Source organism: Burkholderia sp. MR1-5-21 (assembly GCF_053427715.1).
The window spans coordinates 24,042-47,793 of record NZ_JBSAXD010000030.1; the positions used below are offsets into that span (position 1 = coordinate 24,042).

General features: G+C 64.4%; 23 protein-coding genes and 1 pseudogene. 16 read left to right on the top strand and 8 right to left on the bottom strand.

The genetic code is table 11. The features are described 5' to 3' along the window. Positions 1-12: 12 nt before the first annotated feature. The 4 genes from ACV229_RS31385 to ACV229_RS31400 form a co-directional block, all read right to left on the bottom strand. Positions 13-558, bottom strand: a complete 546-nt coding sequence (locus ACV229_RS31385; protein ID WP_448086972.1) for a flavin reductase family protein — start codon at positions 556-558, stop codon at positions 13-15. Between the two features lie 5 nt (positions 559-563). Continuing rightward, a complete protein-coding gene (locus ACV229_RS31390) occupies positions 564-1,802 on the bottom strand; it encodes a styrene monooxygenase/indole monooxygenase family protein (RefSeq protein WP_448086973.1) in 1,239 nt (412 codons plus the stop codon). Positions 1,803-1,866: 64 nt separating this feature from the next. Then, on the bottom strand, positions 1,867-2,655 hold the full coding sequence (locus ACV229_RS31395; protein ID WP_448086974.1) for an SDR family oxidoreductase: 789 nt from the start codon (positions 2,653-2,655) through the stop codon (positions 1,867-1,869). Between the two features lie 40 nt (positions 2,656-2,695). Beyond that, complete coding sequence (locus ACV229_RS31400) at positions 2,696-3,943, bottom strand: dienelactone hydrolase family protein (protein ID WP_448086975.1); 1,248 nt, start codon at positions 3,941-3,943, stop codon at positions 2,696-2,698. A 349-nt stretch (positions 3,944-4,292) separates the two neighbouring features. On the opposite strand from ACV229_RS31400, the gene ACV229_RS31405 reads away from it, so the two are divergent. The 8 genes and pseudogenes from ACV229_RS31405 (at position 4,293) to ACV229_RS31440 (ending at position 9,628) form a co-directional block, all read left to right on the top strand. Then, complete coding sequence (locus tag ACV229_RS31405; protein ID WP_448086976.1) at positions 4,293-5,318, top strand: AraC family transcriptional regulator; 1,026 nt, start codon at positions 4,293-4,295, stop codon at positions 5,316-5,318. 280 nt (positions 5,319-5,598) lie between these two features. Next, the gene (locus tag ACV229_RS31410) at positions 5,599-5,895 is read left to right on the top strand and encodes a type II toxin-antitoxin system RelE/ParE family toxin (RefSeq protein ID WP_448086977.1); all 297 of its coding nucleotides are present in this window, start codon (positions 5,599-5,601) and stop codon (positions 5,893-5,895) included. A 1-nt stretch (position 5,896) separates the two neighbouring features. Next, positions 5,897-6,229 (top strand): annotated as a pseudogene (locus ACV229_RS31415) (addiction module antidote protein); the annotation flags it as partial. Positions 6,230-6,644: 415 nt separating this feature from the next. Continuing rightward, positions 6,645-6,869, top strand: a complete 225-nt coding sequence (locus ACV229_RS31420) for a hypothetical protein (protein WP_448086978.1) — start codon at positions 6,645-6,647, stop codon at positions 6,867-6,869. 361 nt (positions 6,870-7,230) lie between these two features. Next, a complete protein-coding gene (locus ACV229_RS31425; RefSeq protein ID WP_448086979.1) occupies positions 7,231-8,697 on the top strand; it encodes an ATP-binding domain-containing protein in 1,467 nt (488 codons plus the stop codon). A gap of 342 nt (positions 8,698-9,039) precedes the next feature. Continuing rightward, positions 9,040-9,309, top strand: a complete 270-nt coding sequence (locus ACV229_RS31430) for a type II toxin-antitoxin system ParD family antitoxin (RefSeq protein ID WP_448086980.1) — start codon at positions 9,040-9,042, stop codon at positions 9,307-9,309. Further along, entirely contained in the window at positions 9,306-9,431 is a 126-nt protein-coding gene (locus tag ACV229_RS31435) for a hypothetical protein (RefSeq protein ID WP_448086981.1), read from the top strand. Before ACV229_RS31430 ends, ACV229_RS31435 begins: the two co-directional genes overlap by 4 nt. Then, positions 9,428-9,628, top strand: a complete 201-nt coding sequence (locus ACV229_RS31440; RefSeq protein ID WP_448086982.1) for a type II toxin-antitoxin system RelE/ParE family toxin — start codon at positions 9,428-9,430, stop codon at positions 9,626-9,628. Before ACV229_RS31435 ends, ACV229_RS31440 begins: the two co-directional genes overlap by 4 nt. Before the next feature lie 296 nt (positions 9,629-9,924). Here the strand turns inward: ACV229_RS31440 and ACV229_RS31445 are convergent, their stop codons facing one another. From ACV229_RS31445 to nthA, 3 genes are read right to left on the bottom strand one after another with little or no spacing between them, the layout of a single operon-like run. Then, positions 9,925-11,193: a GTP-binding protein gene (locus tag ACV229_RS31445; protein WP_448086983.1), complete on the bottom strand. Its 1,269-nt coding sequence runs from the start codon at positions 11,191-11,193 to the stop codon at positions 9,925-9,927. Then, positions 11,190-11,843, bottom strand: a complete 654-nt coding sequence (nthB, locus tag ACV229_RS31450; RefSeq protein ID WP_448086984.1) for a nitrile hydratase subunit beta — start codon at positions 11,841-11,843, stop codon at positions 11,190-11,192. Before nthB ends, ACV229_RS31445 begins: the two co-directional genes overlap by 4 nt. A gap of 44 nt (positions 11,844-11,887) precedes the next feature. Continuing rightward, positions 11,888-12,487: a nitrile hydratase subunit alpha gene (nthA, locus tag ACV229_RS31455; RefSeq protein WP_448086985.1), complete on the bottom strand. Its 600-nt coding sequence runs from the start codon at positions 12,485-12,487 to the stop codon at positions 11,888-11,890. A 543-nt stretch (positions 12,488-13,030) separates the two neighbouring features. Between nthA and ACV229_RS31460 the strand changes: the two genes are divergently transcribed. From ACV229_RS31460 to ACV229_RS31475, 4 genes are all read left to right on the top strand, one after another. Then, positions 13,031-13,924: a transporter gene (locus ACV229_RS31460; protein ID WP_448086986.1), complete on the top strand. Its 894-nt coding sequence runs from the start codon at positions 13,031-13,033 to the stop codon at positions 13,922-13,924. 98 nt (positions 13,925-14,022) lie between these two features. Beyond that, positions 14,023-15,081, top strand: coding sequence for an aliphatic aldoxime dehydratase (gene oxdA, locus ACV229_RS31465; RefSeq protein ID WP_448086987.1), 1,059 nt, complete (start codon positions 14,023-14,025; stop codon positions 15,079-15,081). Positions 15,082-15,138: 57 nt separating this feature from the next. Continuing rightward, on the top strand, positions 15,139-16,665 hold the full coding sequence (locus ACV229_RS31470; RefSeq protein ID WP_448086988.1) for an amidase: 1,527 nt from the start codon (positions 15,139-15,141) through the stop codon (positions 16,663-16,665). Between the two features lie 146 nt (positions 16,666-16,811). Beyond that, positions 16,812-17,855: an AraC-like ligand-binding domain-containing protein gene (locus ACV229_RS31475; RefSeq protein WP_448086989.1), complete on the top strand. Its 1,044-nt coding sequence runs from the start codon at positions 16,812-16,814 to the stop codon at positions 17,853-17,855. Positions 17,856-18,171: 316 nt separating this feature from the next. On the opposite strand, the gene ACV229_RS31480 is transcribed toward ACV229_RS31475, so the two are convergent. Then, entirely contained in the window at positions 18,172-19,185 is a 1,014-nt protein-coding gene (locus tag ACV229_RS31480; RefSeq protein ID WP_448086990.1) for a LacI family DNA-binding transcriptional regulator, read from the bottom strand. 234 nt (positions 19,186-19,419) lie between these two features. Between ACV229_RS31480 and ACV229_RS31485 the strand changes: the two genes are divergently transcribed. The 4 genes from ACV229_RS31485 (at position 19,420) to ACV229_RS31500 (ending at position 23,749) form a co-directional block, all read left to right on the top strand. Next, positions 19,420-20,574 carry an ABC transporter ATP-binding protein gene (locus ACV229_RS31485; RefSeq protein ID WP_448086991.1) on the top strand — a complete coding sequence of 385 codons (1,155 nt, stop codon included), beginning with the start codon at positions 19,420-19,422 and terminating at the stop codon, positions 20,572-20,574. Between the two features lie 63 nt (positions 20,575-20,637). Next, positions 20,638-21,876 carry an ABC transporter substrate-binding protein gene (locus tag ACV229_RS31490; protein WP_448086992.1) on the top strand — a complete coding sequence of 413 codons (1,239 nt, stop codon included), beginning with the start codon at positions 20,638-20,640 and terminating at the stop codon, positions 21,874-21,876. 92 nt (positions 21,877-21,968) lie between these two features. Then, entirely contained in the window at positions 21,969-22,886 is a 918-nt protein-coding gene (locus ACV229_RS31495) for a carbohydrate ABC transporter permease (RefSeq protein WP_448086993.1), read from the top strand. 11 nt (positions 22,887-22,897) lie between these two features. Continuing rightward, positions 22,898-23,749, top strand: a complete 852-nt coding sequence (locus ACV229_RS31500) for a carbohydrate ABC transporter permease (RefSeq protein ID WP_448086994.1) — start codon at positions 22,898-22,900, stop codon at positions 23,747-23,749. The last annotated feature ends 3 nt before the right edge of the window (positions 23,750-23,752 follow it).

Here is a 23,752-nt window from a genome sequence, read left to right on the forward strand (position 1 = left end):
TTGCATGACTAATCAAATCGAGCAAGAAAGAGCTGGGTGAGCCGCGATTGCACGGTATTGCCCCGCGTGGAACACCAGCGGCGCCTTGCCGAACGCATCGAATTGCTCGATCTGGCCGATGAAGATCAGGTGATCGCCGCCTTCGCACTGGCTGACGTTGCGGCAGACGAACCGCGCGCTCGCGCCTTCGAGGCAGGGCATGCCGCCTGCGCCGGACGTCACGTGAAGCACCCCTTCGAACTTGTCGGCGTGGGGTGTCGCAAAGCGGCGTGACAGGTCAATCTGATCGTGCGCGAGAATGTTGATCGCGAAATGGGTGGCGGCAATGAAATCCGCGAAGCTCGGCGCGGCTTTACGGAGGCTCCAGAGCACGAGGGGCGGGTCTAGCGACAGCGACGAGAACGAGTTGGCCGTGAGGCCGACCTTGCGTCCGTCGGCCGCGCGCGTGGTGATCACGGTGACGCCCGTCGGGAACTGCCCGAATGCGGCGCGCAATTGCGCCGGGTCGACACAGGGTCGGGCGTCGATGTCGCGATCGTGCATGACGGTGGTTTCCATGTCGTTCACTCCGAACGCGCACTGTGTTCGCGGATCAGCGCCGCACAGGCCGACGGATCGAACCACCACGGCGAGAACTGGCGCGGGTCGTCGAAACCGTTGGCGATCAACGCGGCGAGCGACGGCAATCGACCGGCTGCGCCGAGCAGTTCGAGGATGTGCGGCGGCGGCGGCGTGAGTAGCGAGTTGGTCCAGCGCACGACATACTGCGCGTAGGCCCAATAGCGTTCGAAGGTGTCCTGCATCCAGTCTTCGCTGAACGGCGCGGATTCGCGCGAGAGGATTGCATCGAAATACACCTTCGCGCATTTCGCGGCATTGTTCGATCCCTGGCCGGTGATCGGGTCGTTGACCACCACGGCATCGGCCATGCCGAACACCGTGTGGCCCGACGGCAGGCGGAAGAACGGCTTGCGTACTGTCGGCGTGAAGCGCCCGGACAGCGTGCCGTTCGGGTCGGTGAGCGCGACGTCGCGGCACCGCTCGAATTCCCACGGCAGGTATTGCTGCAGGAACGACAGGCTTTTGTCGAGATGCTGCTCGGGTGTCTTCACGTCGGCCCAGCAGTCGAGCGGGCCGCCTGGAATACCTTCGAACACCATGATTTCGCACGGGCCGCTCGTGGTCAGCGCGGGGAACACGAAATACTCGCCGATGCCCGGCAGCAGGTTGAAACGCACGCGCGAATACGGCTGGCTCGGCGTCATGCCTTTCACGTAGGTGAGGGCGAGCGCGCGCTGCGGGCGGTCGAACGCGCTGCGCGCGTCGTCGCGACCGAGCAGGTTGACGATTTCTCCCTTGCCGGCCGCCAGCAGCACGAGATCGTGGCTTCGGGCCAGTTCCTCGAGCTCGGGCACGCCGACGTCGCAGATGCGCACGTCCGCGCCACGGTGCCGAATGGTGTCGAGCCAGGCGGCCATCTTGATGCGCTGGTCCACAGACTGCGCATAGCGGGTCAGCCGCGACGACCAGTCGATCGCCTTCAGGCCGTTGCCGTCCGGATGCGGCACCGCGAGGCTGATGCCCTCGACGGAAGGGCAGGCTTCCTCCCACGTGTTCAGGCGGAGATCGCGCTCGATCTGCAGCGCGGTATCGAACATGCACTGGCTCGACATGACCTTGCCGGTGCGGATCTGCTCCGCGTCGCGGTTGGTCGCGAGCGTGACCTGGAAGCCCTGGTCGAGCAGGGCAAATGCGAGTTGCAGGCCGGACTGACCGGCGCCGACGATGGCAATGCGTCTCATGAGAAAGTCCTTGATTGATGGCATTCGAATCGGAATGTGATTGATGGCCGGCCGCGGGCTGCGCTCATTCGGCCAGCCGCGGAATAGCCGGCACCGCCTGCTCCGGGCCCATTGCGGAATAGCCGCCGTCCACCGTGTAGTCGGCGCCGGTCACGAAGCTCGCGGCGTCGCTGCAAAGGAACGTGACCACCTTCGCGACTTCCGACGGGTTGCCGACGCGCCCGAGCAGATGGAACGGCGCGGCAACGCGATCGGTTTTCGCGCGGTCGCCGTGGGTCAGTTCCTCCATCACGCGCGACCAGGTCCATCCCGGCGACACCGAGTTGACACGAATGCGATCGGGTGCGAGATCCATCGCCATGCTGCGCGTGAGCTGGCGAATCGCCGCCTTGGACGTCGGATAGAGCCAGCGGCCGGTTTGCGCGCATTGCGCAGAGATTGAACTGAAGTTGACGATCGCGCCGCCGCCGCGCCGGACCATGAGCGGATGCACTGCCTTCGTCAGCATCGCGGCAGAGACCACATTGACGTCCATCGCGGCGAGCCAGTCGTGGCGATTCGCCTGGATGCCGTTGTCGACGTAGCTGCAGGCCAGATTGACGAGCAGGTCGATCGCGCCGAACCGCTCGACGATGGCCGAGACCGCGCGTTCGATCGCGTGGTCGTCAGTAATGTCGGTGGCGATGAACATTCCGTGTGCGCCGAGGGATTCCGCGACGCGCGCGCCGTTGTGCACATCGAGGTCGAGCACCGCGACGCGCGCACCGGCGCGGCACAGATCCTGCGCGACAGCGGCGCCGATCAGCGTGGCGCCGCCGGTGACGATCGCGACTTTGCCAGCAAGGACAGTCATGGGGTGACTCCCGGAAACGGTGAGTGAGGGTAGGGCAGGGTCAATGGGTGTCCGGCGACGGCGCGCTGTCCTGCCAGCGGCGCATCAGTCCGTTCGACGGAACCGTTTCGTCGAGCAGCTTGCGGGCCGTTTCGACACCCGCGACCGGCAGGCCGGCGGAATCGAGCTGCCCGATCTGCACGAGCACGCTGGCCTGGTCCCAGTAGATGTGCTCGTGATAGAGCTTGTCGCCGCGAAACTTGACGATCGCAACGAGCGGTATCTCGACGCGCCTGTCGGTCGGCGCGACGCCTGGCAGCATCCAGTCGATCTCGGTGGTGTGCGTGAAGCAGAACAGCAGTTCGTCGACGATCTGGCTTGCGCCGATCGTGCGCGAGATTGGCGTGATCGTGGTGTCAGGCGGATTCGCGTGCACGAAGTGGTGCGTGTAGAAACGCTTGAGTTCCTCGCGGCCGACGCCGCCGGTGAGCGTCGGAATATGGTTCACGTAGGGCTCGGCGACCATCGTGGCCATCGTTGCGTCGACGTTGCGCGTGTCGAATTCGTGCTTTAGATGGACTTCCCAAAGCGCGGACAGGTCGTAGTTCGGGCCGAGCGTCCGGCGGAACGCGGCGATCGCGCGCTGATGCGCCATCACCGCGGCCGCCTTGTCCCAGTGGTCGCCGCCGACGCGCGCGAATGCATGATCGACACCGGGATAGACGTACACCTCGACGTCGTCGCGTCCGGACAGCGCTTCGGCGATACGCTGCTGTGACTCGGGCGGGCAGAAGCGATCCTGTCCGGCGATCTGCAGCACGAGACGCCCGCGCAGGTGAGCAGCCTCATCCAGCGCATGCTCGATGCCTACGCCGTAATAACTGACCGCGCAGGCCACGCCCGGCAGCCGACACGCAGCGAGGTAGGCGAGCTTGCCGCCGAGGCAGTAGCCGAGCACGCCGGCCTCGCCGGTGCATTCCGGCAGTCGCGTCAGCACGCTCAGTGCCGCGCCGATGTCCTCGATCCCCTTGCTCTCGTCGTATTGCCGGTAAAGTGCCATCGCGCGCTCGAAATCGGCCGGAGAGTCGCCCAGTTCGATGCCGGGAGACTGGCGCCAGAACAGGTCGGGCACGAGCACCGTATAGCCTTCCTCGGCGTAGTAGTCGGCCGCTTCGCGCATCGTCGCGGTTGCCCCGAAGATCTCGTGACACAGCACGATGCCCGGTCCCTTCCCGGCAGCTGGCGTACTCAGGTATGCGCGCAACGTTCCGCCGTCCGGCGATGGAATGTCGATATGCCGTCCTTTCATGTGCCCCTCCATCGTTCATGTTTGTGACGGGCCTAGTATTGGTGGACGAAACCGGCGCTTCTATCCGCTTTCTTCGGCCGCTGTCCACGAATTCCGGAAACCTGACGATCCGGTGGCCGGACCCGCTCGGTGACGTGTCGAACTGCGGGTATGTGCGGATACGGCCACACTGCGCAGTTTTCTACGATGCGCGAATGGTTCGCTTCTTGCGTTATCAGTTCGGGAATTTCGTTCTACCGGGCTGGACTGTCCGGATACTCCGGACGTTATCCGGATCGTGCGACGGGATTCGACGGATCGGGAACGCATGCACTGCGCGCGTGCAATCGAGCATCACGGGAGAACTTCGATGGCGCATTTTTCCGGAACGGGCTGGCTTGCCGAGGCCGCCTGTTTCAACCAGGGCAACCTGCTGCTGCAGTCGAACGATTTCGACGAGGTGCGCGCGCGAGTCGGGGACGTGTTCAAGCCACACCGGCTGACGCTGACCGGCCATTCGCGCCAGTTGCACAGTTGCCTGTATCACGCGCGCTGGGGCGACCTGTCGCTGAATCTGCTCGATTACGGCAGTGAAGTCAGCATCGAGCCGGGGCCACTCGAGAACTTCTTTCTGTTGCAGATCCCGCTACGGGGCCATGCCGAGATCGAGTGCGGCTCGAAGCACTTCATTTCGTCGCCGAGCGCGGCGTCGCTGATCTCGCCGACGCTGTCGCTGAAAATGCGCTGGGGCGATGCCTGTCCGCAGGCGATCCTGCGCATCGAGCGCGGGGTGCTGGAACGGCATGCGGCGCGACATTTCGGCGACGACCGGCGCGCGCCGATCGAGTTCGATCCGGAGTTCCTGTTGTCTTCATCGCAGGGGACGTGTCTGACGCAACTGCTGCCGATGCTCGCCGACGTGATCGCAATGGACACGCATCCGTTGCGTCATCCGCTGGCACTCGAACAGCTCGAATCGACGTTGCTCAACATTCTGCTTTACGGCCAGCCGAATAGCGCGAGGACCGGTGCGCGACTCATGCCGGTGGCACTCGCGCCGTTCTACGTGCGGCGCGTCGAGGAGTACATCCGTGCCCACCTCCATGAATCGCTGACGATCGAACGACTCGCCGAACTCGCGGGCGTCAGCGCGAGCACGCTGTTTGCCGGGTTCAGGAATCGTCATGGCACGACGCCGATGGCTTACGTGCGGCAGCTTCGGTTGCAGCACGTGCGCGAGGAGCTGCTCAGCGATGAGGCACCAGGACTCGGGTCGGTGACGGACATTGCGCTGAAATGGGGATTCGCGCACCTCGGACGCTTCTCGCTCGAATACAAGCGCGCGTTCGGGGAGTCGCCGTCGGCGACGCTCAGGACACGGCGTGTGCGAATTTGACGACTGAAATGGCAGTCTCGTCAGGACGTTTGCTCACCAGGCATGTTGTGCGCGATACAAGGATAAAATATATCCGACCCTAAAAATATCATTGTGTAAAGTATTGATTTGGGATGTGCGCACAACAGTTCCATTCAAGTCCGAAGTCGGTCGCAATGTCCGCGACAAAGCCGCGCAGCAGATCTGGAAGTTTATCAACGTCGTGCAGGAGTGGTTGCAATGCTCTCGGAATGCGGCGCGGGCGTTTGATATGCCGTAACCTATGGGTTACAATTGGGACATGACGAAGCTGATCATTACGCCCGAGTTTGACACTTGGCTCTCCCGCGTGCGAGACCGCCAGGCCGCGACGGCGATCGTCGGTCGGCTCAACCGGGCAAGGCTAGGCAATCTTGGACACTGGCGTGCGGTAGGCGACGGCGTCTCGGAGATGAAGATCGATGTAGGCAAGGGCTACCGTGTCTATTTCACGCAGCATGGCGACGTGCTGGTGATCATCTTGTGCGGTGGCGACAAGTCCACGCAGGCCGCAGACATCAAGCGCGCCAGGGCCATCGCGAAAGAGTTGGAGATTTGACATGAAAGTTAGCGAGTTGATGGAGTTTGACGCGTCGAAGTACCTGAAGGATGAAAACGATTACCGTCTGTACCTCGCACAAGCGTTTGAAGGCGGAGATCCGGTCGAGATTCAAGCGGCACTTGGTGACGTTGCCAAGGCACGTGGCATGACGGCACTTGCGCGCGAGTCGGGCATCGCGCGTGAAGCGCTGTACCGTGCGCTCTCCAACAAGGGAAATGCCGAGTTCGCGACGATCATGAAGGTGATCGGGGCGATGGGCCTGCATCTCACGCTGGCAAAGCCCGAAGCAACGCTGAAGGCGAAAGCCAAGGCTAAGACCGCGACGAAGGCCGTAGTGGCGAAGAAAGCAAGGCCAGTCGCGAAGCGAGCGAGCAGCGCGACCTCCAAGGGCCGCACCCGAGCCAGCAGCACCGCGCACGCCTGATACCCAATCCGTCCCACCTAACTCGCGATCGGACGAATCGATCTCGCGGGTTAATTGCGACGTCGGGCAGATGACTATGCCCTTCGCAGCTTCCGTTCCATTCCCAAAGCTCAGCCATCTTGCGCCCTCACACAATGGTGGCCAGGAAAATACAAGAGCGTGCTGCGCGCATGGGAGTACCTGTTGATGGAACATGGAGCGGGTGGGCCGGCTTCGAGGAAGGAAGCATTGTTGGCTTCAAATGGAAGTCCCGGCTTGTGGACTCAGACGCAGCATTGAAGTCAGCACAACGAACGATCGCTGACCTGCAGAAGAAGACAGGATGGAGAGCAAACAGAACGACGGCATGCTGGTCGACGGTGAGTACTGCGCAACGGGCCGGGAGCGCACCATACTCGGAGCAACTGCAAATGGGCACGGTGCCGTGTTCCCCAGAGCAACGATGACCGTGACAGACGGGTGGTCAACGTTCACCCACGACGGAGTCGAGGTGTGGAACTGCAACGCGCGCTACGCCGCCGCGCACTTCGACGTTCAACCCGTATAGGACATTCCGCCGATGAGTCACCTCGTTCAGATTGCGCCGGGCGTGTTGCTCTCGTCCGATGTACTTAGCCCCGAGTGGGGCCGCGAGTATCGACGGGGAGAAGTGGCTGCGGAGGTAGGTCGGAACACGGAGTCTGCAAGGCGACCGAGCATTGCTACAGAGGAAGGCGACCGCGACACTCGCGATAGCATCGGCGGACAGATGTCGTTGTTGTAGACGAAAACAGGGAAATGACCGAGGAAGTGGAATTGCCGGTTGGCGAGTGGATTGTTCGACTGCTCTTCCCTGTGCCCGGATTGGTTCGCGTTCGACGACGCGATACACTATTCGGCCATTCCGTTCTCAATCCTCGTCACCCGCCATGTCCCGTATGTTCAAGCCGACTGCAGAACAGTACGCGATCGTCGATGCGGTCGCGCGGGGAGGTAACCTGAAAATCAAGGCCTATGCCGGCGCCGGCAAGACGTCGACGCTCCGGCTGGTTGCGGATCAACTCGCCGGCAAGCGCGGCAGCTATCTCGCATTCAACAGGGAAATCGCTGACCATGCGCGCAGAGGATTTCCGCCGAATGTCCGATCGCGCACGATGCACGCACACGCCTATGCATCCGTCACGTCGGCATTGCGCAGTCGGATGAAGCTCCCGGTCGAACCACCGCATGAACTTGCCGCCCGCTATCGGCTTGGCCCCGTACGGGTACCCAACGTCAACGGCAAGCCCGTAGAAGTCGTGCCGTTCGAGATCGGCCAAATGATTGCCGATGGTCTCGGCATGTTTTGTCGCTCGGCACAGCTGCGTCCGGAGACTGCGCACATTCCTGTCGACGAAAAGATCGACGACAAGGCGGCCGCCTCGTTGCGCGAATGGTTGCTTCCCCATGTCGTCCGCCTGTGGGAGGAGAGCACCGACCCGCGAGGGCAAAGCGCCGTTACGCCCGATGTGTTGCTGAAAGTCTGGGCACAAGCGGACCCGCGCATCGATGCGGACTTCATCCTGTTTGACGAGGCGCAAGATAGTGATGGCGTCATGCTGTCGGTGCTCGGCCGCCAGCACCACGCACAGATCATTTACGTCGGCGATCCCTACCAGCAGATCTATGAGTGGCGCGGCGCGGTCAACGCCATGGCCCAGATCGCCGCCCCCGAGCGCGCGCTCACGGAATCGTTCCGCTTCGGTTCGACGTTGGCGGTGCTCGCCAGTCGTATTCTCGCTCTGCTGGGCGAGACGACGCCCATACGTGGTCAGCACAACATCGGCTCCATCCTGGTCGAGGATCCGAACATCGCTCCACCGGTCGATGCGGTTTTGTGCCGGAAGAATGTGACGGCGATCTGGCAATTGGCCGCCGGCCTCGAATCGGGTCATCGACCCGCGATCCGCATGAGTCCCGCCGAGATTGAAGCATACGCAGACGGCGCCGACCAATTGCTCGCCGGCCGACGAGCATTTCGCCCCGCGGCATTTTCGCTGTTCGAAACGTGGCAGGATGCTCAATCATTCGCGCGCAGCGCCGTGGGGAGCGACCTGCTACCGATCGTCCAGATCGTCGATGAGTGTGGGACAGGCTATCTGCGCGCGCTAGCGCGACGCGTCACACCCCAGGCCAACGCAGACTATGTGATCTCAACCGTTCACCGGTCGAAAGGGCTCGAGTGGAAACGGGTGAAGATTGCGAACGACTTCCGCTTCAAGATGCTCGACGGACGCCTGACGATGGACGACGACGAAATGCGATTGCTGTACGTGGCGGCGACGCGCGCTCGGCATCTCCTCGATGTCTCGTCGTTACGCGACGAACTCGTGCGCCTGTTTACCCAGCGCCATTGAGCCGGTCACGCGCAAAACTCGACACCAATGGCGAACAGGGTGACGAACACAAAAACTGCGCGGCTTTGTCCGAGCGAAATCATTGTATGCAAAAGAAATACGATGCGACCCTAAAATATTGATAAGTTTAGTTATGTCGAAATGTTTTCGATGTTTTAACGATATCAAAAGATGACGCAACGCATGTCGCGCTGCCCCGGAACTAGGATGCGAAACCCGGGGAGTCTGCAAAAGCTGGGCAGTCTCATCTGTCTGCCGGGGAGCACCCATTAACTAGTCAAGCGCATGACCGCGATAATGGTGTGGAGTAGGATTAAATCCTACCCAATTCGGAGAACTGCAATGCGGACCACCCAGCAGATGAGCATCACGCTCCCGAACGAAATGGCGGACAGCGTGCGCGAGCGGGTCGCCAGCGGCGAATATGCGACCGAGTCGGAAGTCATCCGCGACGCGCTGCGCGCCCTCGCCGCGCGCGACCGGGCGATCGATGCGTGGCTCCGCGCGGCTGTTGTGCCGGCAGCCGCGGCACTCGACGCTGATCCGTCGCGCGCGCTGTCGCCCGCCGACGTCCGCGCATCCCTCGCCCGGCGCCGTGGGTCGTCGCGTTGAGCGGCCCGACCTATCGCGTGGTCTTCTCGCCCGAGGCGCGGGATCAGCTGGCCGAGCTCGAGGACGCGATCGCCGCCGCGGGTGCGCCGCGCACGCCGCTGGCTATGTCGATGCCATCGTGACTTGCTGCGAGCCGCTAGCGCATTTCCCGGCCCGCGGTGTGCCGCGCGATGACCTGCTCGACGGCTTGCGCGTGACGAATTACCGTGGGCGCACCGTAATTGCCTATCGGATCACGGGTGAGCAGGTGGCAGTCCTCGGCGTCTATTACGGCGGCCAGGATTATACGGCCGACTTCCGAGCCAATTTTGACGACTGAGCCGCCGGGCGAAATCAGGCATCGAAGAACCGCGGCACCTTGCTCCGTTCGATACCGTCCTGCCCGGAAATCGCGCGCTATCTTGGCGAGCACGGCGTGAAATCGCAGACGGCGACCATCGCAGGCCACGGCCCGGCCAACCCAGTCGCAACCAATGCGACAGCAGTTGGTCGAGCGCAAAACCGCCGGGCCGACGTTGAACTCGATCCGTGAGGCGCGCGCTCGATTCTCGAGTTTGGGGGCCTATGAGCCTGACCGACGTAGGGCGAACGCGCACGCTGGAGATTCACGCATCGTCAGCTACGAGATAGGAAAATTCCGGCGAGCGAGTCGAACGCGTCGGCTTCCGGAAGCCGCGCCCACGACTCCCGTCCCGCGTCGATTTCCCCGACCGTCAGCAGACACGCATCGAGTTCACGCCGCAACTGCACGTAATCGATTCCCTGCCCGATGAACACGATCTCCTGCCGGCAATCGCCGGCTGGCTCCTCCCATTTTTCCAGCACACCATCGAGGCGATAGTCGTCGCGTGGCCAGTCAGACCGCGGAACGAATCGCCACCAGCGGCCAACGTAACCCCACTGGAACCGGCCGCCCGTCTGCACGAGCATGCCGATCTCGGCATGGCGGTGGGCGGCCCAGACATAGCCCTTGCAGCGCAGCAGCCGGCCGTTGGCCCACGGTCGGCTCAGCCATGCGAGCAGGCGCGCCGGATGAAACGGCGCCCGTTCGCGATAGACCCACGACGCGATCCCGTACGAATCCGATTCAGACGGACGCTCGTCGATCTGCATGCGTTGCATCCACCCCGGCGATTTGACGAGCGCCGGCAGATCGAAGCGCCGGGTGTCCAGCACGTCTGACGGATCGATTTCACCGTGTCGCATCGGCAGGATCCGCGCGGACGGATTCAGCGACGCGAGTACCGCGCGCAGCCTGTCGAAACCCTCGTCGCCGATCCGGTCGAACCGGCTGACGAGGATCACATTCGCGTACTCGACCTGTTCGATCAGCAGGTCCGACAGGTTGCGCGGCGGCCCGGCGTCGCTGCCGTTCGTGAGCGCGGCGTCGCGCGCGACCGGTTCCGCCGACGCGACCATGTCCTCGAACGTCTCACCGTTGACGACCGTGACGAGCGTGTCGAGTCGCGCGAATTCGCTGAGGCAGAAGCCGTCGCGGTCGAGGAACGCGAACGTCTCCGCGACCGGCATTGGCTCCGAGATGCCGGTCGACTCGATCAGCAGGTAGTCGAAGCGCCGATGCCGCGCGAGCGTGCTCACCTGCTCGAGCAGATCGGCGCGCAGCGTGCAGCAAATGCAGCCGTTGCTCATCTCGACCAGTTCGTCCTCGCCACGATGCAGCTCGACGTTGCGTCGTACGTCGTCGGCGTCGACGTTCACTTCGCTCATGTCGTTGACGATCACGGCGACCTTCAGGCCGGCGCGGTTGCGCAGGATGTGGTTCAGTACCGTCGTCTTCCCGGCGCCGAGGAACCCGGACAGCACCGTCACCGGGATCCGGACCGGCGGGTCGGCCGGCGCGGCCCAATTGGCCGGCGAAGTCATGCGGGCGTCCCCGGCGCGCGATCCAGATAGCCTTCGAATAGGTCGACTACGACGTAGCCGTCGTCGGCGGCGTCGCCCCACAGGTTCTTCACGCAGAATTCGACATGATAGGTCGGCTGATGCACGGCGCTGGTGTCGCCATGGCCGATCGCGTCCGGGAACGGCCACGATTCGCTCGTCCGGTGCAGCACGACGCCTTCCTTGCCGCGCACGTAGCCCGGGGTGCGGATGTGCCCGCTCACGTAGTCGTCGCGGACGATCACGCGATCGCCCACCTGGAACCGCGTCGAGCCGGCAGGCGCCGCTCGGCCGGCGGAATGTGATGGGTTCGCGAGCCGGAAATGCGAGCCGAGCGCGCGGTCGAGTTCGTCCTGCGTCAGCACGCCGGTTTCGACGAGCAGCGTCGCGGTCGCGATCACGTAGCGCTCGTAGTAGCGCGTACTGACGTGCTGACGCACGTCGATCCGTTCGACCGCGTGACGCACTTCGTCGACGCTGAATTTTTTCAGTTGATCGACGCCGACGAACATCAGGCTGTACGCGAGATGTTCCCAATCTTCCTTGAAGACTGGCTTGTAGCCGAGACTATTGATCATGTGCGGCACCCGGCCGAAGCCCTGGAATCCGCCGAGGTCATGAAAGCCGTCCATGTGTGATCTCCGAGATGAAGGTCGATAGGGGAGCGCGGCGCGGATCAGCTCGCGCGCGGCAGTGCGATGCCGATCAGCACGTCTTTCGTGACGAGCGTCCGCAGGTGTTCCTCGGTCATGTGCTCGCTGCCGGCGGGCCGCACCGGCAGCACGAGATAGCGGCTTTCGGCCGTCGTGTCCCAGACCTTCACGACGACGTCGTCGGGCAGGTTGGTGCCGAGTTCGCGCAGCACCGTGCGCCCCTCGCGGACGAGCCGCGCGCGGTATTCGAAGCCCTTGTACCACTCGGGCGGCAGCCCGAGCACCGGCCAGTTCGTGCACGAGCACAGGCTGCACACGATCACGTTCTTCAGCGTCGGCGTATCTTCGAGCGCGACGATGTATTCGCCCTGCGGGCCCGTGTAGCCGAACTGCGCGCACGCGGCAGTGCCGTCCTTCAGCAGTCGCTCGCGAAACGCCGGATCGACCCACGCGCGCGCGACGATGCGCGCGCCGTTGGCCGGATCCCAAGTCGTGGACATGAGTTCCGTCAGGCCTTCGATATAGCCGTCGGGGATCAGGTTCTTCTCTTTCATCACGCGAAACAGCGCCCAGGCACGTTCGCCGGGCGTCGAGGCTGTTTCCGCGGAGGGGTTCGCGCTCATCGTGGGGCTCCTTGTGGTGGTTCGGGTTGACCGCCGCCACGTCGTCGCTGCTTCCGTGGCGGGGTGCGGACGCATCGTGTCGGTCACGCTTGACGAGCAGGGTAAGAAGAGAAAAAGCGCGGTTCTTTGCCGGCACGGATCTGAAACTATGCTGAGACGGATCCGGCGCGCGACGGACGGCGACGCGTAACCGGTGCGGGAGATCCGCTGAATCGACAGGGCACCCGCGCACAGGCGGCCGCATGCGTCGCAATACCCGCACGAAACGGCGGCGGCCACGCCTCGCCTTGTTGCCGCCGCATGGCACTGGCCGCAGAAGCCCGCCACAGCCAATTTCTTGTTCCGCGGGAAAACAGAATCGCAGATTTTGCCTTCCTATTCTCCCCCTCAAGCGACTGCCGTTCGGTGTCGCGAAACGTCGGCGTGCAAAACGTGCCGACGGATAACAGCCATGCAGCACACCACGACTCCGGCGTCTGGCAACGGCGCGCGTTCGTCGCACGTTGGCCGCGATGGTGTCTGCGCATCCAGGTAAGGGGCACGATGGACAACGTCAACAAAACGAAACTGAAGCGAATTGCGCGCTGGATCGGCACATCGCTGTTGGTGGTCGCGTCGCATTACGCGGGCGCGGTCGAGGTCGATCCGGGCGACTACGAGCAGTACCCGGTCGGCGCAACGATCGGCGTGCTGTACTACGACTATTCGACGACGAACGCGTACTACGCGAACGGTCACAAGACGTCGGATTTCGACCTGCAGTCGAACATCGGCATTGCGCGCCTGCTGCACGTGTTCCAGATTACCGACCGCCTGACGATCGATCCGCAGGTGCTGCTGCCGTTCGGTCACGTCAGCGGCTTCGGCAATGCGAGCGCGCTCGGCAGCACGACCGGTGTCGGCGACGTGATCCTCACCGCGCCGCTGAAATTCCGCCTGAACGATGCAAAGGACGTCGCCGCCGCGACCGTCTACGTCTACGCGCCGACCGGAAGCTATGACCAGAACCACAATCTCAATCTCGGCGCGCACCGCTGGTCGCTCGACTTCCAGGCTGCGTACGTGAAGCATTTTTCGCCGCAGTGGGCGCTCGATCTCGTCGGCGACGCGATCTGGTACGGCAACAACACGTCGTACGGCGCGAGCGGCGCGACGCTGCATCAGCGGATGAGCTACAGCGCGCAGGCGATGGTTCGCTACATGCCGGATCCGGGTACGTCACTCGGCGTCGGCATCACGCAACTCTGGGGTGGCGAGACGAGCATCGACGGGGTCGACAGCCACGACGCGCTGCGTACGACGCGGATGCGGGTGACAGCGTCGAAGTTCGTGACGAAGGCCGACCAGGTGCAGATCCAGCTCGGCACCGATCTGAGCGTGCGCAATGGGCCGAAGGACAGCCTGCTCGTCGGCCTCCGCTACGCGCACATCTTCTAACGATGAGACGACGCCGGGAGTCCCATCCGATGCATATCTATTCGTTTTCCTGATCGTCGATTCGTCGACATTCGACTTCTTTTTCAGTGAGGCCATGCATGGAATCCGCCATCGACAAGCACCTGATCTGTCCGCGCACGCTGACGCGCCGCGTCGCCGACGATTACCAACCGCCGTTTCCGATGTATGTCGCCCGTGCGGCCGAAGACCTCAGCCAGGTCGTAATGGGATATTTCGGCGTGCAGTATCGCGGCGCCGAGAAGCGCGCCGCCGCATTGGCCGGGCTGCGCCGGATCATCGCCGATTTCGGTGCGCCGGACGGCCCGGGCAATCATGACTTGACGCAGCACACCGACAACCAGGGCTTTGACAACCTGATCGCCGTCGGCTACTGGCGCGATCCGGCCGCGTACGCGCGCTGGATCGCATCGCCGGCGGTCGCCGAATGGTGGGCGTCCGACGCGCGGCTGGCGGACGGAATCGGCTACTTTCGCGAAATCGTCGCGCCGCGCGCGGAGCAGTTCGAAACACTGTATGCATTCGCGAATGATTTCCCCGGCGTCGGCGCGATCATGGACGGCGTCAGCGGCGAGATCGAAGAACACGGCTACTGGGGATCGATGCGCGACCGGTTTCCGATCTCGCAGACCGACTGGATGTGCGCGGACGGTGAACTACGGATCGTCGAAGGCGATCCGGCACGCGGCGGCCGTGTTGTCGTCCTCGCGCACGACAACATCGCGCTGATCCGCTCAGGGCAGGACTGGCGTGCGGCCGAGGACGACGAGCGCCGGCTGTATCTCGAGGAGATCGAGCCGACGCTTCGCGCCGGGATGGAATTCCTGCGCGACAACGGCGCCGACGTCGGCTGCTACAGCAACCGCTACGTGCAGTCGATCGATCTCGACGGCAACCTGCTCGACGAGAGCTACAACATCGGCCACTGGCGCTCGCTGGACCGCCTCGAGCGCTGGGCCGAATCCCATCCGACGCACCTGCGGATCTTCGTTACGTTCTTCCGCGTCGTTACCGGGCTGTCAAAGCTGCGGCTGTACCACGAGGTATCCGTATTCGACGCGAAACATCAGATCTACGAATACGTGAACTGCCATCCGCGAACCGGGATGATGCGCGACGCCGTCGCCATCGCCCGCTGAATCGTGCCGGCGCCGCGCAGTACGGGCGGTGCCGCCTTACCGAACTGGAGAACGTCGATGGCCATCAAACGCCCGACCCGCGAACAACTTTCCGACATCGCTGCCGGCTTCGGCTTCCATGTCGATTTCCGGCAGCTCGCCGATTATGACGATGCGCTGCAGGCAAATTTCGACGCGTACGACGCGATCGACGCGCTGCCGGACTATCTGCCAGCCGTCGCGTATCCACGCACGCCTGGCTACCGCCCGGAAGGCGACGAGAACCAATATGGGGCGTGGGCGCGCAAGAGCACGATCCACGGCACCGCCGACGGCAAGCTGCGCGGCAAGACGGTGGCCGTGAAAGACAACATCTGCGTCGCCGGCGTGCCGATGCGCAACGGCGCGAGCACGTTCGAGGGCTACGTGCCGGATATCGACGCGACTGTCGTCACGCGAATGCTCGACGCCGGCGCGACGATCGCCGGCAAGTCGACGTGCGAGTACTACTGCTTTTCGGGCGGCTCGCACACGAGCACGTCCGGGCCGGTGCGCAATCCGCGCAAGACCGGACATTCATCAGGCGGCTCGTCGTCCGGCAGCGCCGCGCTGGTCGCGAGCGGCGAGGTCGACATGGCACTCGGCAGCGACCAGGGCGGCTCGGTGCGGATTCCGTCCGCATATTGCGGCATCTACGGGATGAAGCCGACGCACGGGCTCGTGCCGTATACCGGCGCGATGCCAATCGAGGCGACCGTCGACCACCTCGGGCCGATGACGAACGGCGTGCTCGACAACGCGCTGCTGCTTGACGTGATCGCCGGCGACGACGGGCTGGATCCGCGCCAGCGGGCGCTGCCGCCGCGCGCCGATTATCTCGGTGCGATCCGCGACGGCATTGCCGGCCTGCGGATCGGGATCCTTCGAGAAGGGTTCGGGCTCGCGAATTCGGAGGCGGTCGTCGACGAGGCGGCGCTCGTCGCCGCGCACCGGTTGCGCCAGCTTGGCGCGAGAGTCGACGAGGTGTCGGTGCCGCTGCATGCGGCCGGCACGGCGATCTGGCTGCCGATCGCGGCCGAGGGCGCGACGCAGCAGATGATGAAGGGCAACAGTCACGGCTTCAACTGGGGCGGCCTGTACGTGACCGGCATGATCGACCATCACGCGGGCTGGCGTGAACGCGCCGACGAGCTGCCGGATACCGTGAAGGTGACGATGCTGCTCGGCGAGTATTTCACCAGCCGGTATCGCGGCCGCTACTACGCGAAGTGCCAGAATCTCGCACGGCGGCTGCGCGCGGATTACGACGCGGCGCTGCAATCGTACGATCTGTTGTTGATGCCGACAGTGCCGATACGCGCGTCGAAACTGCCGGAACCCGGTTGCGCAATGTCCGAATCGCTGACGCGCGCATTCGAGATGCTCGCGAATACCGCACCGTTCGACGTGTCCGGGCATCCGGCGATGTCGCTGCCGTGCGGGGTCGCCGAGGATCTGCCGATCGGGCTGCAACTGGTCGGGCGTCGCTTCGACGAGGCGACGATCTACCGATGCGCGTATGCGTATGAACAATCTTCCGATTGGCAGCAGACGGCGTTCGCATGACGCGCCCGGCTCGGCAGCGCACCGCCGCGGCGCCACGTGTCGCGCCGACGGGTAACGCGGCGTGAGCTGTCGAATCGGTTGGACAACGCGTTTTTGAACGGGCACGCTACCAGTTGCCCGTTCGCTCATTCATTTGGGACACGATCATGGTGAAGCATTCGATCCCTCCCGCCGCGCACGGTGATGCCACGGGTCTCGCGCCCAGCGGTGCTCCGTTCGAATGGACGAGTTCGTCGATCGAGGTCGCGACCGACGGCTCGGTCAGCCAGCGCATCGAATTCTGGCGCGAGATGATTCTGCGCCTGTTCGCGGACGTGCAGATCGCGGCCGTCCAGAAGGCCGATTTCTTCGGCCAGGTACGGCAGCGCAAGTGCGACAAATTGCGGATCTCGGATATCCATGCGACCGAGCAGGCGGTGACTCGGCGCTACCGTCAGGCGCGCAGCGAGTATGAGGACAAGTATTTCGCGGTGCTGATGCTCGAGGGCAGCCAGTCGGTCGAGCAGGACGGCAAGATCGTCACGCTGCGTCCGGGCGATTTCGCGGTTTACGACGCGACGCGGCCGCATCACCTGCAGTTCGGTCAGTCGTGGCGCGAGATCGTCGTCAGCATTCCGCGCACGACGCTGAACCAGCTCGTCGTCGGGATGGAGCACCGCACCGCGTGCCCGATTCCGACTGGGCAGGGAGTCGGCTGCGTGATGCGCGGATTTCTCGAGCAGATGTCGTCGCAGATTCGCCACGTGTCAGAGGACGAGATGCTGCAGTTGTCGGATACTGCGATCTCGCTGATCGCGATGACGCTCGGGAGCCTGCAGCGCAACGATCTCGCGCAGTCGCGGATGAAGGCGCTGACGCTCACGCGCGTGAAGCGCCATCTGCTCGAGCACCTGCGCGACCCGGAGCTGAATCCGATGATGATCGAGCAGTCGATCGGGATTTCGTCACGGTATATCAACAAGCTGTTCGAGGCGGAGGACACGTCGCTGATGCGCTATGTATGGAACCTGCGGCTCGAACGGTGCGCGGAAGATCTCGTGAATCCGCAATGCGCGGTGCTGCGCGTGTCCGACATCGCGTTGCGCTGGGGATTCAACGATATGTCGCATTTCAGTCGTGCGTTCCGTGAGCGGTTTGCGATGTCGCCGCGGGCGTGGCGCGGGCAGGGCGATGCGAGGTCTGCTGCCTGACGCATGCCTGGCAGGTCACTGGACAGCTGAATCCCGAGTAGTCTGAAACGTTGGTCGAGCGGCAGAACTTGTTGCCCTTGAACGCGCGCTTCCGTGCTTCTCGATCATCTGAAGGAGGCTTTTCCGTCCGGCAGGCCCGAAGAACTGGCTGCCTATATCGAGCCGGAGCAGTGACACGGCGCCGGTCGCGGTTGCAGGTCATGCTCAATACAAGCGCGCGGTCGGTGAATTGCCGCAGGCAACTTTCAGGATTCCGGACGGCGGCGATGACGGGGGAAGCGGGGGGGCTCCGTTCGGCACGCTCGCCCGCCGATTGTCAGGCCGGCGCCGTGGCCGTCGACTCGCGGACGACGAGTTCCGGCGTACCGATCGTATGCACGGCTGCGGCCGGCTCGATTCCGTCGATCATGTCGAGCGTCAGCGCAATTGCTCGCGCGGCGATCTGCGACGTCGGGAACCGCACCGTCGTCAGCGCAGGGCGAAACTGGTGGGCGAGCTGGATATCGGTCATGCCGACCACCGACACATCGGCCGGCACGCGCAGGCCGAGATCGGCGGCCGCCTGCATCGCGCCGATCGCCATCAGGTCGTTGGTCGCGAACAGCGCGGTGAGGCCGGGCTTCTCTCTGAGCAGCGCGGCGGCCGCTTCATAACCGCCTTCGATCGAATCGTGCGCCGACACGGTCGTCAGCGCGTCCACCGGATGACCCCGTGCTGCGAGTTCGTTGGCGAAACCGCGCAGCCGCACCGACTGCGGGCCGCCCGAGCCCTTGCCGACGAGCGCGCCGAACGCGCGATGCCGCAGCCCGGACAGATGTGCGGCCGCCAGTGCGCCCGCCGCCGCGAAATCGACGGTCACGCACGGCAGCGTGCGCGACGCATGCACGTGCTCCCACATGCACAGCACGATCGATGCGCCGTGGCGCGCGATGTCGGCAAGCTCGGCTTCGGCGAGATCGGTGTTCATCACGATCGCGCCGGCCGCGAGCGTTCCCGCGATCCGTTCGAGGTAGTTGCGCGTGATCGCCGGATCGTCGTCGGTATTGGATACGAGCAGGTAATGGCCGCGCTTGCGCGCCTCGCGCTCGGCGGCCAGCACGAACTCCGGATAGAACGGGTTCGTGATGTTCGACAGCATCAGCGCGAGTGTCGACGTGCGGCCCTCGGCCAGCGCTCGCGCAGTGAGGTTCGGCCGATAGCCGAGTTCGCGGATCGCCGCCATCACGCGCTCGACGGTCGCCGGCTTCACCTTCTGCGGATTGCGCAGCACGTTCGAAACGGTCGCCGCGGTGACGTTCGCGCGCTGCGCGACTTGCGCGAGCGTCACCATGCGCGGTCTCCGGCCGGTCGTGCAACGCTGCGCGACGGGAGTGAAGCGGAGGAGTTTCTGCTCATATTCTGGGAGTACGTCCCACAAGTTGCACAGGGACAGGCGATACGCTAATTTCTCGACACATCAGACAAGGAGACGACATGGTACGGCGAACCGGGCGAACTGCGCCACTGAAATTTAAGCGATTAAATTTCTCGACCCGAAGCGCCTGACCGAGGAGAGGAGAGCGCGATGACCGCCATTTCATTGAAGGACGTCTCGAAGCGCTACGGCGACCATGCGCCGGTGCTGCGCGACGTGAACCTCGAGATCGCATCGCACGAGTTCTGCGTGTTTCTCGGTCCGTCGGGTTGCGGCAAGTCCACGCTGTTGCGGATGATCGCCGGGCTCGAGGACGTGACCGAAGGCGAACTGCGGATCGGCGGCGTGCGGATGAACGACACGCAACCTGCCGAGCGCGGCGTCGCGATGGTGTTCCAGAGCTATGCGCTGTTTCCGCACATGACCGTGTTCGACAACATCGGTTTCGGGCTGCGGATCGCCGGCACGCCGAAGGACGAAATCCGTCGACGGGTTACCGAGGCCGCGCGCGTGCTGCAGCTGGAGGCGCTGCTCGATCGCAAGCCGAAGGCATTGTCGGGCGGGCAGCGGCAGCGCGTCGCGATCGGCCGCGCGATCGTGCGCGAGCCGCGCGTGTTTCTGTTCGACGAGCCGCTGTCGAATCTCGACGCGACGCTGCGCGGCCAGACGCGCGTCGAGATCGCTCGCCTGCACGCACGCTTCACGCAATCGAGTTCCGTCTACGTGACGCACGACCAGATCGAGGCGATGACGCTCGCCGACCGGATCGTGCTGCTGCACGCGGGCGACGACGTCGCACGCTTCGGCAGCATCGCGCAGGCCGGTGCACCGCTCGAGCTGTATCACCAGCCGGCCAACCGCTTCGTCGCGGGCTTCATCGGCTCGCCGCGGATGAACTTCCTGCCGGCGGTCGTCGAAGCGGGCGATGCGCACGGCTGCCGGCTGCGGCTGGACGGCACCGGTGAAACGCTGGCCCTGCGCGATCGTCCGCTGCCGCGCCGCGTCGGCAGCGGCGCACGCGTGACGCTCGGGATTCGTCCCGAGCATCTGACGGTCGCCGCGTCCGGCGATGCCGACCGGCCGGCGATCGTGCGCGACGTCGCGCTCGTCGAGCAGCTCGGCGAAGCCGCCTACGTGCATCTCGACCAGCCCGGTAGCGCGCCGCTGCTCGCGAAAATGCCGGGGCAGGCCGCGTTGCGGCGCGGTGAGCGGCATGCGTTCCGCGTGCCGCCGTCGTGTTGCCATCTGTTCGACGAGGCCGGCATCGCGTTGCCGGCCATCCACGCCGAAGCGGCGTTTGCGTAGCGGCGCGGCGCCGATCCGCCGCGCGCGACGCGGCATCCATCACACCAATACCAGGAGACAACGATGAGATTTCGTGCGAGCCGACTGCTGCTTGCCCTGACGACCGCCGCGGCGTGCGCTGCGGGGATGGCCGATGCGGGCACGCTGAAGGTGAACGTGGCCGCGCGCGGCAACCAGCGCGCAACGTGGCAAGCGGTGTTCGACCAGTTCCACAAGGCGAATCCGGACGTCGACCTGAAGGTCAGCTACGTCGGCGAGGAGGCGTACAAGGTGCAGATGTCCGGCTGGCTTGCGACCGATCCGCCCGACGTGCTGAGCTGGAACAACGGCGAGCGGCTCGCGTATTTCGCGAAGCGCGGGCTGATCGAGGACCTGAGCGCGGACTGGCAGAAGAACGGCTGGAACGACACGTATGCGGCCGTGAAGCAGTCGTCGACCTACGGCGGCAAGCTCTACAGTCTGCCGCTCGGCTATGACGCGTACGGGCTGTTCTACCGCAAGGACCTGTTCGAGAAGGCAGGCATTCATGGCGAGCCGGCCGACTGGGCGCAGTTTCTCGACGCGTGCCGCAAGCTGAAGGCGGCCGGCATCGCGCCGATCGCGGTGGCCGCGCGCGATGCGTGGACATTGGCCGCGTGGTTCGACTACCTCGATCTGCGGATCAACGGCTACGCGTTCCACCAGAAGCTGATGGCGGGCGACGTCGCATATACCGATCCGCGCGTGCGGGCCGTGTACGCAGCATGGAAGAAGCTGATCGACGACAAGTATTTCATCGACAACGCGCTGTCCTACGACGTCGATTCGCTGAGCCCGCTGATCGTCAACGGGCAGGCAGCGATGACGCTGATGGGCACCTGGTATTCGGCGGGCCTGCTGAGCGCGACGCGCAACCCGATCGGCTTCTTCCGCTTCCCGGCGATCGACGCGTCGGTGCCGCTTGCCGAGGACGGCCCGGTCAACGTGTTGATTGTCCCGGCAAAGGCGCACAACAAGACGGATGCACGCCGCTTCCTCGCGTTCATGGGGCAACCGGCGGTCAACGGCGAGTTCGCGAAGGGGATGGGGCAGCTGTCGTCGAACAACAAGGCGCCCGAGCCGCAGGACCCGATCTCGAAGATCGGCTTCCGTACGCTCGCGACGACCCCGGGCGGGATCGCGCAGTTCTACGACCGCGACATGACGAAGGAAATGGCGGACGAGGGGATGAAGGCGATGCAGCAGTTCCTGTCCGACCCGACGCAACTCGATGCGATCCTGCAGCGCCTCGAGCAGACGCGCAAGCGCATCTACCGGAAGTAACGCACCGCGACCGGGCCGGCCATGCCGATCCGGTACGTCGCTACCGTCACGCCCGTTTCGTTCGTCACGCCCGTTTCGTCGAAGGTCACCTCATGTCAACCAGCCTGTCCGAAAGCGCCGCGCGCCGCGATGCCGGCTCGCAGCGGCATGCGCGTGCGTCGCTCGCGCGCCGACGCAACCGCGCGGCCCTGCTGTTCGTATTGCCGGGATTCGCGCTCTTCACCGTGTTCGTGCTGTATCCGATCGTCAGCAGCATTTGGCTGAGCTTCCATCACTGGGACGGGATGACGCCGATGACGTACGCCGGGCTCGACAATTACCGCGAGCTGCTGCAGTCCGACACGTTCTACGTCGCCCTGAAGAACAACGTGCTGTGGCTCGCGCTGTTCCTCGCCGCGCCGCCGCTCGGTCTCGCGCTCGCGCTGTACCTGAACCAGAACGTGTTCGGGATCCGGCTCGTGAAGTCGCTGTTCTTCGCGCCGTTCGTGTTGCCGGGCGTCGTCGTCGGCCTGGTGTTCTCGTGGTTCTACGATCCGACGTTCGGGCTGCTGAAGCTGATCGTCGGGCACGGCATTCCGGTGCTCGGCGATCCGCGCTATGCGACCTACGGCGTGATCGTCGCCGCGCTTTGGCCGCAGATTCCGTTCTGCATGATCCTGTATCTGACCGGGCTCACCGGCATCAACGGCGAGATCGTCGAAGCGGCCCGGATGGAAGGTGCACGCGGTTTCACGCTGCTGTGGCACGTGATCCTGCCGCAGCTGCGGCCCGCGACCTTCATGGCCGTGGTGCTGACCGTGATCGGCGCGCTGCGCAGCTTCGACCTGATCTCGGTGATGACGGGCGGCGGACCGTTCGACAGTTCGACCGTGCTCGCGTACTTCATGGTCGACCAGGCGATTAAGTACTACCGCGAAGGTTATTCGGCCGCGATCGCGGTCGTGCTGTTCGCGATCATGCTCGTCTATATCGTGTGGCAACTGCGCAAGCTGGTGCGCGCCGAATCATAAGGATCGCGAACATGTACCCGATGCCCGTGTCCCGCTGGGGACGTCCCGCCCGCGTGCTGTACCGGCTGTCGTTGCCGTGCGCGCTCGTGCTGTGGCTCGTGCCGCTGCTCGCGGTGCTCGTCACGTCGATCCGCTCCACCGACGAGATCATGGCCGGTCACTACTGGGACTGGCCGAAGCAGTCCGCGCTGCTCGACAACTACGGCACCGCGCTCACGCAGACGCCAATGCTGCATTACTTCGCGAACAGCATCCTGATCACGGTGCCGTCGGTCGCTGCGTCGATCCTGCTCGCGTCGCTCGCGGGCCACGCGCTCGCGAACTACCGGTTCCGCGGCAACCTCGTGCTGCTCGGGCTGTTCGTCGCCGGCAATTTCGTGCCGATCCAGATCCTGATGATCCCGGTGCGGCAGATCATGCTCGGCGTCGGCCTCTACAACACTGTATGGGCGCTGGTGCTGTTCCATACCGCATTCCAGACCGGCTTCTGCACGCTGTTCCTGCGCAACTTCATCCGCGAGCTGCCGTTCGAGCTGATCGAGGCCGCGCGCGTCGAAGGCGCGTCCGAGTGGGCGATCTACTGGCGCGTCGTGCTGCCGCTCGTGCGGCCGGCGCTCGCCGCACTCGCGATCCTCGTGTTCACGTTCGTGTGGAACGACTACTTCTGGGCGCTGTGCCTCACGCAAGGCGACGACGCGGCACCGATCACCGTCGGCGTCGCCGCGCTCAAGGGGCAATGGACGACAGCCTGGAACATCGTATCGGCCGGCTCGGTACTCGCCGCGCTGCCGTCGGTGCTGATGTTCTTCGCGATGCAGAAGCACTTCGTCGCGGGGCTCACGTTCGGCGCGACCAAGGGCTGATCC

Coding starts and splice junctions, on each gene's coding strand:
- ACV229_RS31495 (WP_448086993.1), top strand. CDS start 21,969: ATGTCAACCAGCCTGTCCGAAAGCGCCGCGCGCCGCGATGCCGGCTCG.
- ACV229_RS31445 (WP_448086983.1), bottom strand. CDS start 11,193: ATGACTTCGCCGGCCAATTGGGCCGCGCCGGCCGACCCGCCGGTCCGG.
- ACV229_RS31425 (WP_448086979.1), top strand. CDS start 7,231: ATGTCCCGTATGTTCAAGCCGACTGCAGAACAGTACGCGATCGTCGAT.
- ACV229_RS31400 (WP_448086975.1), bottom strand. CDS start 3,943: ATGAAAGGACGGCATATCGACATTCCATCGCCGGACGGCGGAACGTTG.
- ACV229_RS31430 (WP_448086980.1), top strand. CDS start 9,040: ATGCGGACCACCCAGCAGATGAGCATCACGCTCCCGAACGAAATGGCG.
- ACV229_RS31485 (WP_448086991.1), top strand. CDS start 19,420: ATGACCGCCATTTCATTGAAGGACGTCTCGAAGCGCTACGGCGACCAT.
- nthA (WP_448086985.1), bottom strand. CDS start 12,487: ATGAGCGCGAACCCCTCCGCGGAAACAGCCTCGACGCCCGGCGAACGT.
- oxdA (WP_448086987.1), top strand. CDS start 14,023: ATGGAATCCGCCATCGACAAGCACCTGATCTGTCCGCGCACGCTGACG.
- ACV229_RS31475 (WP_448086989.1), top strand. CDS start 16,812: ATGGTGAAGCATTCGATCCCTCCCGCCGCGCACGGTGATGCCACGGGT.
- ACV229_RS31395 (WP_448086974.1), bottom strand. CDS start 2,655: ATGACTGTCCTTGCTGGCAAAGTCGCGATCGTCACCGGCGGCGCCACG.
- ACV229_RS31390 (WP_448086973.1), bottom strand. CDS start 1,802: ATGAGACGCATTGCCATCGTCGGCGCCGGTCAGTCCGGCCTGCAACTC.
- ACV229_RS31385 (WP_448086972.1), bottom strand. CDS start 558: ATGGAAACCACCGTCATGCACGATCGCGACATCGACGCCCGACCCTGT.
- ACV229_RS31410 (WP_448086977.1), top strand. CDS start 5,599: ATGACGAAGCTGATCATTACGCCCGAGTTTGACACTTGGCTCTCCCGC.
- ACV229_RS31500 (WP_448086994.1), top strand. CDS start 22,898: ATGTACCCGATGCCCGTGTCCCGCTGGGGACGTCCCGCCCGCGTGCTG.
- ACV229_RS31480 (WP_448086990.1), bottom strand. CDS start 19,185: ATGGTGACGCTCGCGCAAGTCGCGCAGCGCGCGAACGTCACCGCGGCG.
- ACV229_RS31490 (WP_448086992.1), top strand. CDS start 20,638: ATGAGATTTCGTGCGAGCCGACTGCTGCTTGCCCTGACGACCGCCGCG.
- ACV229_RS31420 (WP_448086978.1), top strand. CDS start 6,645: ATGGAGAGCAAACAGAACGACGGCATGCTGGTCGACGGTGAGTACTGC.
- ACV229_RS31460 (WP_448086986.1), top strand. CDS start 13,031: ATGGACAACGTCAACAAAACGAAACTGAAGCGAATTGCGCGCTGGATC.
- ACV229_RS31405 (WP_448086976.1), top strand. CDS start 4,293: ATGGCGCATTTTTCCGGAACGGGCTGGCTTGCCGAGGCCGCCTGTTTC.
- ACV229_RS31470 (WP_448086988.1), top strand. CDS start 15,139: ATGGCCATCAAACGCCCGACCCGCGAACAACTTTCCGACATCGCTGCC.
- nthB (WP_448086984.1), bottom strand. CDS start 11,843: ATGGACGGCTTTCATGACCTCGGCGGATTCCAGGGCTTCGGCCGGGTG.